At 68.2% G+C, this 14,434-nt stretch carries 13 protein-coding genes and 2 pseudogenes; 6 read left to right on the plus strand and 9 right to left on the minus strand.

Translation table 11 applies throughout. From position 1 onward, the window contains the following. Positions 1 to 6: 6 nt before the first annotated feature. From ACFVH5_RS16290 to ACFVH5_RS16300, 3 genes are all read right to left on the minus strand, one after another. Positions 7 to 1,287, minus strand: coding sequence for a sugar ABC transporter permease (locus tag ACFVH5_RS16290; RefSeq protein ID WP_385834342.1), 1,281 nt, complete (start codon positions 1,285 to 1,287; stop codon positions 7 to 9). After that, on the minus strand, positions 1,284 to 2,069 hold the full coding sequence (locus ACFVH5_RS16295; protein ID WP_384810416.1) for an ATP-binding cassette domain-containing protein: 786 nt from the start codon (positions 2,067 to 2,069) through the stop codon (positions 1,284 to 1,286). Before ACFVH5_RS16295 ends, ACFVH5_RS16290 begins: the two co-directional genes overlap by 4 nt. Before the next feature lie 142 nt (positions 2,070 to 2,211). Then, positions 2,212 to 3,318, minus strand: coding sequence for a sugar ABC transporter substrate-binding protein (locus tag ACFVH5_RS16300; protein WP_385834343.1), 1,107 nt, complete (start codon positions 3,316 to 3,318; stop codon positions 2,212 to 2,214). A 365-nt stretch (positions 3,319 to 3,683) separates the two neighbouring features. Here ACFVH5_RS16300 and ACFVH5_RS16305 point away from each other — a divergent pair, with 365 nt between their 5' ends. From ACFVH5_RS16305 to ACFVH5_RS16320, 4 genes are all read left to right on the plus strand, one after another. Then, entirely contained in the window at positions 3,684 to 4,214 is a 531-nt protein-coding gene (locus tag ACFVH5_RS16305) for an AAA family ATPase (RefSeq protein ID WP_385834344.1), read from the plus strand. Positions 4,215 to 4,547: 333 nt separating this feature from the next. After that, positions 4,548 to 4,925: a hypothetical protein gene (locus ACFVH5_RS16310; protein WP_385834345.1), complete on the plus strand. Its 378-nt coding sequence runs from the start codon at positions 4,548 to 4,550 to the stop codon at positions 4,923 to 4,925. A gap of 222 nt (positions 4,926 to 5,147) precedes the next feature. After that, the gene (locus ACFVH5_RS16315) at positions 5,148 to 6,116 is read left to right on the plus strand and encodes an ADP-ribosylglycohydrolase family protein (protein WP_385834346.1); all 969 of its coding nucleotides are present in this window, start codon (positions 5,148 to 5,150) and stop codon (positions 6,114 to 6,116) included. Between the two features lie 235 nt (positions 6,117 to 6,351). Continuing rightward, entirely contained in the window at positions 6,352 to 7,347 is a 996-nt protein-coding gene (locus ACFVH5_RS16320) for a pentapeptide repeat-containing protein (RefSeq protein WP_385834348.1), read from the plus strand. Positions 7,348 to 7,551: 204 nt separating this feature from the next. Here the strand turns inward: ACFVH5_RS16320 and ACFVH5_RS16325 are convergent, their stop codons facing one another. The 3 genes and pseudogenes from ACFVH5_RS16325 to ACFVH5_RS16335 all read right to left on the minus strand — a co-directional run bounded on the left by ACFVH5_RS16325 (position 7,552) and on the right by ACFVH5_RS16335 (position 10,138). Then, a complete protein-coding gene (locus ACFVH5_RS16325; RefSeq protein ID WP_385834349.1) occupies positions 7,552 to 8,328 on the minus strand; it encodes a polysaccharide lyase family 7 protein in 777 nt (258 codons plus the stop codon). 33 nt (positions 8,329 to 8,361) lie between these two features. Continuing rightward, positions 8,362 to 9,225: pseudogene (locus tag ACFVH5_RS16330) on the minus strand (chitinase); the annotation flags it as partial. A 487-nt stretch (positions 9,226 to 9,712) separates the two neighbouring features. Further along, the gene (locus ACFVH5_RS16335) at positions 9,713 to 10,138 is read right to left on the minus strand and encodes a Rid family hydrolase (protein WP_385834350.1); all 426 of its coding nucleotides are present in this window, start codon (positions 10,136 to 10,138) and stop codon (positions 9,713 to 9,715) included. 148 nt (positions 10,139 to 10,286) lie between these two features. Here ACFVH5_RS16335 and ACFVH5_RS16340 point away from each other — a divergent pair, with 148 nt between their 5' ends. Beyond that, positions 10,287 to 10,790, plus strand: a complete 504-nt coding sequence (locus ACFVH5_RS16340; RefSeq protein WP_385834351.1) for a MarR family winged helix-turn-helix transcriptional regulator — start codon at positions 10,287 to 10,289, stop codon at positions 10,788 to 10,790. A gap of 62 nt (positions 10,791 to 10,852) precedes the next feature. Here the strand turns inward: ACFVH5_RS16340 and ACFVH5_RS16345 are convergent, their stop codons facing one another. Then, positions 10,853 to 11,743 carry an SDR family NAD(P)-dependent oxidoreductase gene (locus tag ACFVH5_RS16345; protein ID WP_385834352.1) on the minus strand — a complete coding sequence of 297 codons (891 nt, stop codon included), beginning with the start codon at positions 11,741 to 11,743 and terminating at the stop codon, positions 10,853 to 10,855. A 16-nt stretch (positions 11,744 to 11,759) separates the two neighbouring features. Continuing rightward, the gene (locus tag ACFVH5_RS16350; RefSeq protein ID WP_385834353.1) at positions 11,760 to 12,488 is read right to left on the minus strand and encodes a hypothetical protein; all 729 of its coding nucleotides are present in this window, start codon (positions 12,486 to 12,488) and stop codon (positions 11,760 to 11,762) included. Positions 12,489 to 12,598: 110 nt separating this feature from the next. Here ACFVH5_RS16350 and ACFVH5_RS16355 point away from each other — a divergent pair, with 110 nt between their 5' ends. Further along, positions 12,599 to 13,042: a MarR family winged helix-turn-helix transcriptional regulator gene (locus ACFVH5_RS16355; RefSeq protein ID WP_385834354.1), complete on the plus strand. Its 444-nt coding sequence runs from the start codon at positions 12,599 to 12,601 to the stop codon at positions 13,040 to 13,042. Between the two features lie 76 nt (positions 13,043 to 13,118). On the opposite strand, the pseudogene ACFVH5_RS16360 reads toward ACFVH5_RS16355, so the two are convergent. Continuing rightward, positions 13,119 to 14,341, minus strand: a pseudogene (locus ACFVH5_RS16360) (glycosyltransferase). Positions 14,342 to 14,434 lie beyond the last annotated feature (93 nt).

The following is a 14,434-nucleotide window of genomic DNA, read 5'->3' on the forward strand; positions in this document are numbered from 1 at the left end:
CAGACATCATCGTCGTACGGCCCGGCGACGGGACAGCGCATCCACGCCTGCGGCCACCAGCAGAACGGAACCCGTGACAGCGTACTTGACCCCTGAGCTGTACCCCATCAGACCCATGCCGTTCTGGATGACCGCGACGACCATGCCGCCGAGCACGGCGTCGACGACCCTGCCCCGCCCGCCGAACAGGCTCGTCCCGCCGATCACGGCGGCCCCGACGGCCAGCAGCAGCACATTGCTGCCGCCGGTGTTGGGGTCCACCGAGTTGCCACGGGAGGCGGCGATGATGCCGCCGACCGCGGCCAGGGAGGAGCAGATGACGAACGCGGAGATCCGGATGGCGGCCACGTTGATGCCGGCCCGGCGGGCCGCCTCGGCGTTACCGCCCACCGCGTAGATGTGCAGGCCGAACGAGGTGCGCTGCAGCAGGAACGTACCGGCGACGAGCAGGACGGCGATGACCGGCACCACGATCGGCACACCCTTGAGCGAGTCGACGATGACGTTGCGGCTGCGCTCCTGGTTGAGCAGGTGGACGGCGATCGCACCGAGCGCCGCCAGGCCGCCGATCCGGACGGCGAGCAGGGCGGCCGGAGCGGGGGCGAGCCCGCGCCGCCGGCGGTTGCGGCTCTGCCGGAACTGGATCGCCGCGTACGCCCCGACACCGACGGCGAGCAGGGCCCAACCAAGCTCCGGGGAGAGGTTGTTGTTGGCGACGGCCAGGATCGTCTCGTCCCGGATCGAGATGTTGGTGCCTTCCTTCAGCAGCATCAGCACGATGCCCTGGAAGCCCAGGAAAGCGGCCAGCGTGACCACGAACGAGGGGATGCCGACCTTCGCCACCAGCAGGCCGAGCAGCAGGCCGATGACCGTGCCGGTGAGGATCGCCGCGCCGGCCGCGCCGTACCAGGGCCATCCGTGGTCGGTGAGCAGGATGGCCAGGACGGCGGCGCAGACCCCGCTGGCGTACCCCGCGGACAGGTCGATCTCGCCGAGGAGGAGGACGAAGACAAGACCCATGGCGATGGCGATGCTGCCCGCGCCCTGGGTGAGCAGGTTGGCGAAGTTCAGCTCGGACAGGAAGACCGGGCGCAGGGCGGCGAAGAACACGCACAGGACGATCAGGCCGAGTACGGCGGGCAGGGCGCCCAACTCGCCGCCCTTTACCCGGTCGACGTAGTTCCGTGCGACCGAGCGCAGGCTCGCGGCTCCGGCCGCTCCGTTCTTCTTCGGCGTGCCGGGACCGCGCGGCAGTTCCGGCTTCTCGGGGACGACTGCGGCGGTCATGCGGTGACTCCGTTGCTCTGGGCGAGGCCGAGGTCTCCGCTGCGGCCCGAGGTGATGAGTTCGACGACCTGGGAGTGCGTCACGTCCGACGTGCTGACCTGGGCGGCCATCCGGCCCAGGTAGAGGGCGGCGATCCGGTCGGACACCGCGAAGACGTCGTTCATGTTGTGCGAGATCAGGACCACGGCGAGACCGTTGTCGGCCATGCGCCGGACCAGTTCGAGGACCTGTGCCGTCTGGGCGACACCGAGCGAGGCGGTCGGCTCGTCCAGGATGACGACCTTGCTGTTCCACAGCACGGCCTTGGCGATGGCCACGGTCTGCCGCTGGCCGCCGGAGAGACTGGAGACCTGCTGGCGGATGGACTTGACGGTGCGGACCGAAAGACCTTCGAGGGTCTGGGTGGCCATCTCCTCCATCGTCGCGTCGTCCAGGACGAGCCCCCGGCGCTTCTCACGGCCGAGGAACATGTTCTGCACGATGTCGAGGTTGTCGCAGAGTGCCAGGTCCTGGTAGACGATCTCGACGCCCAGGGCCGCCGCCTCGCGCGGGCTGTGCACCTGGACCTGCTCGCCTTCGAACCAGTACTCACCGCCGTCCGTCGGATGGATCCCGCCGACGCATTTGACCAGGGTGGACTTGCCCGCGCCGTTGTCTCCGACGAGGGCGGTCACCTCTCCCGGACGGACGTCGAAGGACACGTCGTGCAACACCTGCACGGCGCCGAAGCTCTTGTCGATCCCGCGCAGTCGAAGGATCGGGGTCGTCGGGGTCGCTGTCATGGAAGACGGCTCCTTGGGGTCGTGAGGCCGCGGGTCCCGGGGGAACGGGAGTCCCGGGACCCGCGGTGGGGCCGGTCGGACGGGTCGGGCCCGCCCGCTCGGACGGACCATGGGTGGTTACGGTCCGGTCGGCCGCGCAGGGCTACTTGATGCCGGCCTGGGTGCACAGGGCGGCGTAGTTGCCCTTGCACAGCTCCTCCTTGGTGACGAAGCCGTCGTCCACGACGTCCTTGACGTTGTCCTTGTAGATGGCGACCGGCGTCTCCAGCACGGAGGGGACTTCGCGCTTGCCCTCGGGGTCCTTGACGGTCGCGTTCGTCTCCCCCTTCTTGCCCTTGGCGAGGGAGACGGCGAGAGCGGCCGTGGCATCGGCCTCCTTCTTGACCGCCTTGTAGACGGTCATGCACTGGTCGCCCGCGAGGACGTTCTGCAGGCCCTGCACGCCGGCGTCCTGGCCGGTGACCGGCACCTCGCCGTTGCGGTTCTGCTTGCGCAGGACGGCGATGGCCGCGTTGCCGAGAGTGTCGTTGGCGGCGAGCACGCCGCCGATCCTGGGCTGGCTGGTGAGCATCTGCTCGAAGATCGTGCTGGCCTGGCCGCTGTCCCAGTCCGGGACGGACTGGTCCGGGCCCTTCACGTACTCGCCCGACTTGTACTTCGGATCGAGGACGCTGTTGTAGCCCTGGGCGAAGAGAGTGGCGTTGTTGTCGGTCGGTGAGCCGTTGAGGGTGGCGATGATGGGCTTCTTGGCCTTCATGTCCGTCAGGCACTTGCTGAGGCCCTCGCCCTGCAGCTTGCCGACCGCGACGTTGTCGAAGCTCACGTAGTACTGGGCGGAGCCGCCGAGGGTGAGCCGGTCGTAGTCGATCGTGGCGACGCCCTGCCCCTTGGCCTTGTCCAGAACCGCCTTGCCCGTGCCGCTGTCCAGGTTCACGATCACCAGGACGTTCACACCGCTGGTGATCATCTGGTCCGCGATGGTCTGGAACTCCTGTTTGTCGTTCTGCGCGTTCTGGATGTCGTACTCGACGCCCGCCGCCTTGAACGCCTCGGAGAGGTACTTGCGGTCCGCGGTCTCCCAACGGGGTGAGGACTTGCTGTCCGGGAGGATCACACCGATCTTCGGCTTGGAGCCGGATCCCGAGCCGGACCCGGAGTCACCGTCGTCCGACGAGGAGTCGCCGCAGGCAGTGAGTGAACTGGCCAGCACCACCGAGGCGGCGGTGAGGAGGAGGAATCCCTTGCGCATGGGCAGGGTCCTTTCTGGTGTCACGACCGGACAACCGCACGACCGGACGTACGAGGGCGGTGAGGAGGAAGCCGAGAAACGCGCTCTCGGGGGAATTGCCGGGTGTCGGATGATCCGCCCGGACTGAATGTTGTGAGCGGGAACTTACGACGCTCCGGGGTCCGTGCCCAGAGCGCGGGAAGCGCTATTTGTCATCCGCCATAACAATTAGGTGACGCTGCCTCAACGCGGCGATCCGATGGGGGTGGGGTGGGCGCTGGTCTTGACGTGGTGGGGCGTGTCGTAGGACGTCGGCTCGATGCCGCGCCAACGACGGCGGCGGGAAAGCGGTTGTCCTTCAGGTGGATTCCATGAACCATCCGGGTGTGACCACGTTGTTCCTGACCGTCGGCCTGCCGGGGGCCGGAAAGACCACAACGGCCCGGCAGTTGGCCGAGGAGCACGACGCGCTTCGGCTGACGCCCGATGAATGGATGATTCCGCTGTTCGGCGAGTCGGAGGCGAACGGCAAGCGGGACGTCCTGGAGGGACGGCTCCTCTCACTCGGCCTGCAGGCGCTGAGACTCGGCACGAACGTGTTCCTCGACTTCGGATGCTGGTCTCGTGACGAGAGATCAGCGATCCGCTGGCTGACGGAGTCCGTGGGGGCGTCCTGCCGCCTCGTGTACGTACCGGTGGACGTCGAGACCCAGCGGGCCAGGATCGCCCACCGCCAGTCGACCACTCCGGAACAGACTTTCCCTATCAGCGAGGGGGATCTCTTGCGCTGGCAGGCCCTGTTCGAGGAGCCGGACGCTGCGGAACTCGACGGGGACGGGGAGGGGATTGGTGCGGCGCCTGCTGATTGGCGGGGGTGGGCCGAGTGGGCCGCCGATCGGTGGCCGTCTTTTGGGTGAGGGGTGGTCAGGGCTTTGGGGTCAGGCTGGCTCATGGGTGCGTCACGCCGGCCAGACCCGAAAGGGTCGCGGAATCCGCTTGATGTCCCTCCGCGACGCCCCCGGCCGCTCGCGCCGCCCCGTCAACTGGCGTCGCGCCCCGCCCTGATCCCCACCTCGCCAGTGATCCCCCACTCGCGTCCCCGCCCATCCGGCTCCCCCTGACATCTGTCAGGGACGGAACGTCGGTGACGGGCTCTACCGTTCGAGGCCGCGCCGGCTCGGGGTGACACATCGGTGGTCACTGCGGCTGGAGCGCAGCCTGTTCATTTTCGACAGCTCCAGGAGATCATCATGCGCAAGCTCAGTTCTGCGGCTCTTGCTGCCTCTGCCGCCATCCTCGGCACCGTCGCCATCGCGCCGAACGCATCCGCCGAGCCCAGCCCCCCGGACTGCCCCACGGGAAATGTCTGTGCCTGGAGCTCCTCTGCCTACAACAGTCCCACGATCCTCAAGACGGAAGGCAACTGGACAGGGTCACTGAAGGTGGGCTTCATCATGAACAACGGCTTCCCCAGCCCCGGATCCGACCACATCCAGGCCACCTGGGTCTTCGATGGAGGCACCTACAACAGATGCCTCCACTTCAACCCGGGACCGGGCGAGTACAAGGTGGCCTTCGGCCCACAAGGGGTGGAGTTGAAGAGTCTCACCTGGCGTGGCGAGTGCTGAACAGGAACATCGTTCAATCTGCGGCCCGTTGACAACGAAGGCCACCACGACGGTATGACGCGCTGCACAGGGAGATCGCCGCACGGCATCGGCGATCTCCCAGCTGAGGCCTCTCAGACGGTGCGCTCCGTGGAGCGGGGCACGCTTGCCGCCGATGGCGGGTGAACGGTAGAAGGAACAAATGCCGCGCACCCGTCGGCGCGACGTGGATAGCCTGCGTGAATGAAGCGGATTCAGCGGGCTGTTGGCGCGGTCGTCGGCTCAGCGGTGGGCGACGCGCTGGGCGGCCCCTTCGAGTTCGGGCCCCCGGGAGCCTTCTCCGCGCGGTTTCCCGTGCACGGTGCGGGTGCCGAGATGTGCGGAGGTGGTGGCTGGGATCCCGGCGAGGCCACCGACGACACTCAGATGGCCGTGCTGGTCGCGCAGTCGCTCCTGGAGCAGGGCGGACTGGATCTGCCGGACATCTTCACCCGCTTCCAGCGGTGGGCAGCGTCGGAGCCGAAGGACATCGGCCTGCAGACCGAAGACGTCCTGACCAACGGCATGCCCTGGGATCTGGCCTCAGCGATCCATTTCCAGGTCAACCAACGGGCCGCGGGTAACGGTTCCTTGATGCGGGCATCGACCTCCGCCGTCTACTTTGCGGCCGGCGGCCAGAAGGTCACCATGGACGCGGCCCGCAGCATCGCCGCTCTCACCCACGGCGACCGCGCGGCCTGGGAAGGCACCGCGATCTTCCACGAACTCATCCGCCTCATATTCGAGGACGCCGACCCCCTCACCGCGCTCCCGGACATCCTGGCCGTCGTCCATCCCGAGCACCGGGACCGCTACGCAACCGTCCTCACCCTCGACTGGCACCCCGATCAGGCGACCGAATTCAACGGTGCCGTCTGGCCCTGCCTGGGCTCCGCCGTCTGGGCCCTGCGCACCAACTCCAGTTTCGAAGAAGCGGTACGCGCGGCGATCGACCTCGGCGGCGACACGGACACCGTCGCCGCGGTGACAGGAGGCCTCGCGGGGGCGTACTACGGACTGGACGCGATCCCCGCCCACTGGACCCAGCCGCTCCATGTCCCCCTCCCAGGATTCGGCGGACGGGTCCTGCATCTGACGGACCTGCTCCATCTTGCACACCGCCTCGAAGGTGCTCACGCGGGTGATCTGCTGGAGGACGGACGTTGTCGCTGAGACAGGTGTGGGAACCCGCGCAACGGCCGGGCCGATTCTCGGCGTCGCCGCCGCCCCACGGAACACCGAGGCCGCGTAGCCATGCTGCTCCCCTCTCCACAGTGCCGAAGTCATGGCGGCCGGCTGCACACAGTCGTACGCCTGGGCAGTCCTGATGGTCATGAGTCCACGTCTGCCTCGGCACCGGAACGAACGGCACGGCTTGCGCCTGTGGCCCGTCGGTATAGTCCTGGCCTTGGCTTTCACCACTGCGGTTCTGGTCGGGGCCACGGTCTTCTATGCCGGTTGGGACCTGCTCGGCGCGCGCGAGTTGAAGCCCGAACGTCGCGTCGACTCGACAACGCTGTTCGACTTGATCAAGCTCGCCTTCGGCGTCGTAGCGGGCGCTGGAGCTCTGGTCGCCCTGGTGATGGCCTACCGGCGTCAGCGCGTCGACGAGGACGGCGCCCTGCGCGACGCCACGCGCCTGCACACCGAACGCTTCACCACCGCCGTCTCGCAGCTCGGCGACGAATCCGTAGCCGTACGCCTCGGCGGCATCCACGCGCTGGCAGGCCTCGCCGACGACGCACCCACCCGCGGACTACGCCAGACATGCATCGATGTTGTGTGCGCCTACCTTCGACTGCCCTACACTCACGAACCCGACCTCCCGGCCGACAATAGGGAAGCCCGGCACACCTACTTGGCCCTGCGGGAGGTCCGGCGCACCACCATTCGGCTCATCCGCGATCACCTCCGGCTCCCTCTCGATCATCAACACTCCTGGCAGGGCCACAACTTCGACTTCACCGGCGTCATATTCGACGGCGGAGACCTCGGCGGGGCGGTGTTCTCCAGCGGCGCGGTCCACTTCCACGGGGCGGTGTTCACCGGCACCGCAATCAACTTCAGAAAGACCGTGTTCTCCGGCGCCACCGTCAACTTCGGCGGCGCAGATCACCTGGGCGGAGCGGACTTCGCCAGCGGCACGGCCAACTTCAGCGAAGCGCTGTTCTCGGGCGGCACGGTCAACTTCCATGAGGCGACGTTCTCCGGCGGCTCCGTCAACTTCAGCAGGGCAGTGTTCTCAGGCGCCACAGTCGACTTCAGCCAGGCGACCTTCTCAGGCGGCACAGTCGACTTCAGCGAAGCGGTGGGAACCGCTCCGACCGGTTTGATTCCGACAGCAGACCTCCCCCTGCCAGACGGCCTCTTCCTGCCGGCTTCCTGGCAACCGCCAGCTCTCTAGGTTCCTCAGCGGCCTGCTTCGGTGGCACCTTCAGCAAGCTGACCGGCCATGCCTCCGGCCCAGGTACATGTGGACGGCAACAAAGCGCGCACAAACGACCAGAACCGCAAGGTTGCGTCGACGACGCGCTGAACGGAGTCGGCCTCCCCCGGCTACCGCCGCTTCCTGGGGGTGCGCACCCGTGACCCGCACCCCCAGCCGGCATCAGTTGTGGGCGACCGTCAAGCCGTAGAAGGCGACTCGGGCCCCCTTCGTCGTGCTGTCCGAGGAGGACTGGTTGTACGAACCGGCCTTGAAGTACTGCTTGTACGGGTCGAACGACGTCGGGATCGTGTAGTGCGTGGTGCTGCCGTTGACGGTCAGGTCGATGGTGCGGCCGCTCGAGACGGCTATGGAGTACGTCCAGGTCTTGCCGAGCGAGACGTGGCCGACGGTGTGCGGGGTCTGGCCGCCGGCGGGTGAGTTCTCGATGCCCGCCACGATGTCGCCGTTCGCACGGTAGTACAGCTCGACGAGCGGCTTCGTGGAGGACCCTCCGGAGCCGAGGTGGATCTGGCCCACGCACACGTTGGAGGTCACCGACACCACACGCAGGGTCGCGTTCATACGGTGGTTGCCGCTCAGCGACCAGTCGGCGGCGCTGCCGTTGCGGTTCATCTCCCGCAGTTCGGAGCGGGCGTAGTTGGAGTTGGGTGTGGTGACGCCCTTCTCGGGGGCCCAGAAGGTCATCGCCCCGTCCCGGGTGTCGGTGTAGAAGTACGAGTCCTGGAAGCCGTTAGCGCCCTGGAGCCGGGACGAGGAGATGGTGGTCGGTGAGCCGGGAGAGCCGACGGGCTCCTGCAACTGCCATACGGAGAGGTCGAAGTTGCCGCCCGGAGCCTTGTTCGGGTCGGCCGCGGCGGCGCTGCCGGTGCTCAGGACGGCGATCGTACTGACGAGGCCCGCGACGGTTGCGGTGGCCAGGACTTTGAAGCGCATCATGTGTGGTCCTTCCGCGACGAGGAACGGTGGGGGTCAGCCGGTGTACTGGGCGAAGACACGGGTGTAGTCCCAGGCGGCCTGGGAGACGCCGGAGCAGCTCTCGGAGTCGCCGCCGGTGCAGGGCCGGTCGCGGTTCGCGGACCAGAAGGTGAGCCGGGCCAGGTGGTGCTGCTGGGCGTAGCCGAGGATGGTGCGGAAGTCGGCGACGGTGACCTTCTCGTTCTGGTCGGTGACGCCGTTCATGGAGGAGATGCCCATGGTCCGGTAGGCCTGGTCGTCGCTGTAGCCGTACGCCTGTTTCAGCGCGGTCTTCAGGCCTTCTGCGGCGCGCAGGGTCAGGGTGCCCATGTTCTGGCTTCCGCCGTCGAAGTCGAAGGGCATGATGGTCCAGCTGTCGGTCGACAGGCCCGACGCGGCGGCGCGTTTGATCAGGCTGGTGTCGGGACCGCTCTGTCCGGTGCCGATGGTGATGTGGACCTTCAGGCCCGGGTTGCGGGACTTGACGGTCTTCAGGGCGTCGACGGTCCGCTGCTGCACGGTGGGGCTGTCGTACGCGGCGGCCTCGATGTCGATGTCGATGACCTTGAGCGTGTAGGCGTCGATGACCTTCTGGTAGGCGGCGGCGAGTTCGCTCGCGCTGGAGCAGGAGCTCTCCAGCTTGTTGCCGCTGTATCCGCCGAACGACGGTATGGCGTCGCCGCCGCCGTTGCGGATCGTGGTGATGGTGCGCTGGTCGACGCCGCCGGTGAGCGGGCGGCTGCCGTCCCACTGCGGGTTGCAGTAGCCGTTGCTGAGGATGAAGGCGAGCGTGAACGACTTCACGCCGGTGGCCTGGGTGATCGTCGTCGGGCTGGGCGGGTTGCCCCAGCCGTTGTAGAGGTACGGGGCGACGGCGGTCGAGGGGGCCGCCGGGGCGGCGTCGGCGTGCGGGGCGGCGAGGAGACCGGCCGCCAGGGGCAGGGCCGCCAGGGCGAGTCCGCCGCGGAGGGCGTGGGAATGGATTCGGGTTCGGGTTCGCACGGTCATGGGGGTGATCGCAGCCTTTCGTCAGGAGCAGACGGTGGGGGAGGCTGGTTCATGGTGGTGAACGATGAGTTCACCTATGAACACGCGGTGTGCGGAAGAACCTAAAGGTCTGAACCAAAGGCGTCAAGAGGTACGGGGCAGGACGCCGGCGGTCCACAGTCGGGCCCCGCCGACTCAGAGCTTCCATTCGGTCGCGCCGGACAACTGCCCCACCGCCCACCGCGGTTCAGACACTCAGCGGCGAATCGCGGGCGAGGGTTGACGAGGACCACCCACCTCCTCACCGACAACATCGGCGCCCGCGCGCACGAGCGGATGGACGATCGCGCCGGTCAACCCCCGCAGCAAAAGGCGTGCTTCAGTTCCCGGAGCCGACGATGGCCGTGACTCGTATCTCCACCCGCATGGCGGCGAGCCCGAGGACCGTGACGCCGGTCTCCGTCCAGATCGGCGCGCGGCCGTCGAGGCGGCGACGGAACTGCTCGGCCATGACGCTGTTGTGGTCGTCCCCGATGACATCATCTCCCGGCGCGACCTTGTGGTACGAGTTGACATGGATGACGTCCTTCCATGTCGCGCCGACCGTGGCGAGCGTGCGCTCCACGTTGTCGAAGGCCTGAATGATCTCGTCCTCCAGCGAGTCGGGGATGACCAGGTCGTCATCCACTCCGGCCTGGCCGGAGATCTCGACCCGGTCGTCGACACGGACGGCCCCGCTGTAACCGAGGGCCGCGTGCAGCTTCTCGCCGTAGCCCGGAACCACGCCGAAGGTGACAGTGCTCATGATGCTTCCTCTTCCTGTTCATGGGGGCGCGTTTCCTCATCCATGAGTTCACGCGTAAAGTGAGACTAACACTCTATGACTTCACGCGTAAAGTGATGGCGGGCTTCACCGAAGAGCGGGGAGCTTCGTGACCAGCACAGGAGGACCCATGAACGGCGCAGGCGAAACCGGCGCGGCCGAACACGAGGACGACGAGGAGCTGCGATGGCTCGACGAGCAGGAGAAGGCCGCGTGGACGGGGATGATCTCCCTCGTCCTGCTGCTGCCCGGCAAACTGGAGTCACCGCTGCGGCAGGAACACGGCCTCACCCTGTTCGAGTACCTCGTGCTCAGCCATCTCTCCGAGGCCCCGCAGCGCAAGCTGCGGATGGGAGAACTCGCCTTCCTCGCGAGCGGGTCGCTCTCCCGCCTGTCCAACGTCACCAAACGCTGCGAACAGCGCGGCTGGGTCGTACGGACGCCTGACCCGGCCGACGGCCGTTACACCCTCGCCGAACTCACCGACGCCGGCTTCGACATCGTGCGCCTGGCAGCGCCCACACACCTGCGCTCCGTACGCCGCATCGTCCTCGACTCACTCAACAGCGCCGACCAGAAGGCGCTCACCCGCATCGCTCAAAAACTCCGCATCGTCCCCGACGACTTCGGCTGACAGCCGTCCCGCACGACAATCCAAGACGAGCCGGCATCGACGCAGTTACAGGTACGGCTGGTTCACCTCGCCGGCAGCGGGACGAGACCCAGTACGCGCGCCGTGTCCTCGTAGACTCGCGCCGCAAGCTCCGCGTCCCGAGCCGGTTCAGGTGGGGTCGCGGCTGCTTTCCTGGTGAAGAAGCCGCCGTTCGGAGTCATGGGTGTCGGGGCCGCGGCAAGGCGGACCGGGAGGCCGGCCGCCTTCTCCGGCGTCTGGGCGAACAGTCCACTGGCCAGTGACGCCGCCTTCAGCAATCCGCCGGACTTGCTGTTGAACGCCGTTCTGACGACACCCGGGTTGGCACTGTAGATGTGGATTCCAGTCGGCAGCCTGGTCGCGAGCGCGGTGGTCGCCAGTACGCCGGTGAGCTTGGCCGTGCCGTACACGGCGATCTGCGAGAAGCGGTCGCGCCAGGAGACGCCGGTGACGTCCGGGGCGTCGACCTCGATGCGTCCGCGCGTCACGAGGTCACTGGAGATGTTGATGATGCGGGCGTCGGGAGCCAGCAGCCCGTCGGCGAGCAGCAGATGGGTCAGGTGGAACGGCGCCAGGTGGTTCAGCGCATGGGTGCGCTCCATGCCGTCGGCGGTCTCCGCGTAGTGCGAAAAGGCCGCGCCCGCGTTGTTGACGAGCACGTCGACCTGCGCCACGGTGTCGCGCAGCCCTACGGCGAGTGCTCGGATCGCGGCGCGGTCCATGAGGTCCGCGTGCAGGGCGTGGACCCTGCCCGCCTGCACAGGCGCCTGCGCAGGCACCTGTGCATGTGCCGCCAGGGCGCGCAGGGTTGTCCGCGCGCTGAGCTCGTCGCGGGTCACGGCGACGACATGGAATCCGGCGGCCAGCAGTTGTCGGGCCGTGGCCTGTCCGAGGCCGCCGGCCGCGCCTGTGACGACGGCAGTTGGGGTGTTCACGGGTGGTGCTCCTCGTTCAGGGACGGACTTGCAGGGTGACGTCGGCCTGATGGCCGTCCGTGATCGGCCGTACGGTCGGCCAGCTTCCGGGCGATCCCTTGGCCAGCCGGATCTCGACATCGTTGGTGTTGACGAACGGGCTGCGCCCGCGGTCGGCGTAGGGCGGCAGCGACTGTATGTGCGCGGCGAAGTCGTCGGAGAAGTACAGCTCGGTCGTCAGCAGGGGCTTGTCCGCACGGCTGACCCGGACATGGATGTGGACGGTGCGCGGGGTGTACCAGCCGGGCACGATGGTCTGGAACTCGGCCTGGCCGTCGCCGTCGGTGGTCTGCTCACCCCGCAGGAAGGTCGCACTGTCCGTCGGCCGGAACCGGCGCAGCGTCAACGACACGAGGGCGGGGAACTTGTCCGCGCCGTACCGCTGGTATCCCGAGTAGACCCCGTGCGCGTCGCAGTGCCAGACCTCGACGGTCGCGTCCGCCACCGGCGCCAACGTGCCCACCTCGACCGTACGAATGCGCAGCAGCAGCGGGGCGCCGTCGCGGCCTTCCCGGATGTCACGCCGGTGCGGTGAGCCGCTCACGTAGTACGGCCCGTTCCCCGAGTTCGCGGTGGTCCGGTCGGCGTCGATGGCGGTCGCGTGCTGCATGTACGCCTGGTTGTCTATCCGGCTCAGTACGGCCGTCAGGAGCCGTCGACGCACTCGGTCGCGCATCGTCCGCGGCCGTTCCCCGGTCACGTTCATGACCGTCCCTCCACACATCTATTGCTTGGACTCTCCAAGCATTGTTCCGCCACCTTGCCGAGAGAAGCTTGGAGTTGTCAAGCATTGGAGAGTCCAAGTACTGTGCTGGAATGGACGGTGAGGCTTTGACGTATCAGTTGCTGCGGCTCGTACACGCCATGGACGGTGCGACGAACAACGCGATCCGCGACATGATCGCCGAACTCGGACTGACCCACCCCTTGGCCGACGCACTGTGGCAACTGGATCCGGACGCACCTGCCCCGTCCATGCGCCAGATGGCCGCCAGGTTGCACTGCGATCCGTCGACCGTGACGTTCCTCGCCGACCGGCTGGAGCAGCTGTCCTATGTCAGCCGCGCCCCGGCGCTCAACGACCGGAGGACGAAGGTTCTCCACCTCACCGAGCAGGGGCGCACGGCGAGGCGACGGCTCGTCCACGCGGCCTCCACGCGCACGCCCATCACCCACTTGACCGATGCCGAGCAGCGTCAACTGCACCGGCTCATGACCAAGGCGATGTCCGACGAGAACGCACGGAACGACGATGCCTGATGACCGTCGGCCGTTGATCGCTGGCCGTCGACCGTTGACCGTTGACCGACGAAGGTCAGCGTGAATCTGCGCTACCTCACAGCCGGTCCACGGCGGTGAGGACGGGCCGTACCCCGTCCTCGCCACCGAGCCGGGCCGCCAGTTCCTTCGCTCGCTGCCTGTAGGCGGGGTCGGTCACGGCTCGGGCCACGGCGGCACCGAGAGCGTCCGCGGTGAGCCCGCGCAGCGGAACCGCCGCCGGGGCCAACCCGAGCGAGACGAGCCGCGCGGCCCAGAACGTCTCGTCGAACTGGATCGGCACCGGCACGGCGGGAACACCGGCACGCAGCGTCGCCCCGGTCGTCCCGGCACCCGCGTGATGGACCACCGCGGCCATCCGAGGGAAGAGCGCCGCGTGCGGAACCTCGTCGACAGTGAACATGTCGTCACCGGTGGCCGACAGCCCGGCCCAGCCCCGCTGCACGACACCCCGGACCCCGGCCGCGCGCAGGGCCCGCACGACCTCCTCCCCCAGCCGCTCCGCATCCGGCACAGTGGCACTCCCCAGCCCGAAGAACACCGGCGGGGGCCCGGCATCGAGGAAGTCCCGCAGCGCGTGCGGGAGTTGGCGGTCCCGGTCGTACGGCCACCAGTACCCGGCGACGCCCAGACCGGGTCGCCAGTCGCGGGGCCTGGGCACCACCAGCGGGCTGAATCCGTGGTGCACCTGCCAGTCGTGCCGCTCGCGGGCCCGGCGGGCGGCACGCGAGCCGAGGGGCGGCAGACCGAGCCGGGCCCGCAACGCCCGGGTCGCGTCGGCGAAGATCTGCTCCACGGCCACGTTGACGGCCAGCCCCGCGAGCCGGTTGCCCGCCGCCCCCAGTGACCGTGTGCCGGTCACCGGCGGCGCGAACTCCCTTGTCGGCGCCAGCGGTTGAAGGTAGACGCCCGTGCTCGGCAGGCCGTGTCCCTCGGCGGCGGCGTGACCGAGAGGCCCCAGCGAACTCGACACCAGCAGCACGTCGGCCGATCCGGTGGCGGCCACCAGGTCGTCCGTGATCTGCTCCACGAGCGACCGTGTCATGGCGACCATCCGGGCCAGTTTGCCGATCCCGGTGGCGCTGTCATGCAGTGCGCGCCCTCGTGGGGACTCCGACTCGGCCCGCGGATCCAGCGGCAGAGGATGGAACCCCAGCCCCGCGGCCGCGACCAGGCCTCCGAAGCAGGCATGCGTCACACCGTGACCTCGTGCCCACCTTCGGCCAGCCCGTGCCCAAGTCCCGTACAGGGCGCGGCATCACCCCACGGACCCGCCGTCAGGATGGCTACTCGCACGCGGGCCAGGATGACGTCGACGACAGGCAGACAGCCCTTGCCCCGCCGACCCGCCCCGGCTGACCGTCCGCACGGGCA

It is taken from the genome of Streptomyces sp. NPDC127119 (assembly GCF_042677425.1).
GTDB lineage: Bacteria > Actinomycetota > Actinomycetes > Streptomycetales > Streptomycetaceae > Streptomyces.

Coding starts and splice junctions, on each gene's coding strand:
- ACFVH5_RS16295 (WP_384810416.1), bottom strand. CDS start 2,069: ATGACAGCGACCCCGACGACCCCGATCCTTCGACTGCGCGGGATCGAC.
- ACFVH5_RS16310 (WP_385834345.1), top strand. CDS start 4,548: ATGCGCAAGCTCAGTTCTGCGGCTCTTGCTGCCTCTGCCGCCATCCTC.
- ACFVH5_RS16355 (WP_385834354.1), top strand. CDS start 12,599: ATGGACGGTGAGGCTTTGACGTATCAGTTGCTGCGGCTCGTACACGCC.
- ACFVH5_RS16325 (WP_385834349.1), bottom strand. CDS start 8,328: ATGATGCGCTTCAAAGTCCTGGCCACCGCAACCGTCGCGGGCCTCGTC.
- ACFVH5_RS16300 (WP_385834343.1), bottom strand. CDS start 3,318: ATGCGCAAGGGATTCCTCCTCCTCACCGCCGCCTCGGTGGTGCTGGCC.
- ACFVH5_RS16340 (WP_385834351.1), top strand. CDS start 10,287: ATGAACGGCGCAGGCGAAACCGGCGCGGCCGAACACGAGGACGACGAG.
- ACFVH5_RS16315 (WP_385834346.1), top strand. CDS start 5,148: ATGAAGCGGATTCAGCGGGCTGTTGGCGCGGTCGTCGGCTCAGCGGTG.
- ACFVH5_RS16290 (WP_385834342.1), bottom strand. CDS start 1,287: ATGACCGCCGCAGTCGTCCCCGAGAAGCCGGAACTGCCGCGCGGTCCC.
- ACFVH5_RS16335 (WP_385834350.1), bottom strand. CDS start 10,138: ATGAGCACTGTCACCTTCGGCGTGGTTCCGGGCTACGGCGAGAAGCTG.
- ACFVH5_RS16350 (WP_385834353.1), bottom strand. CDS start 12,488: ATGAACGTGACCGGGGAACGGCCGCGGACGATGCGCGACCGAGTGCGT.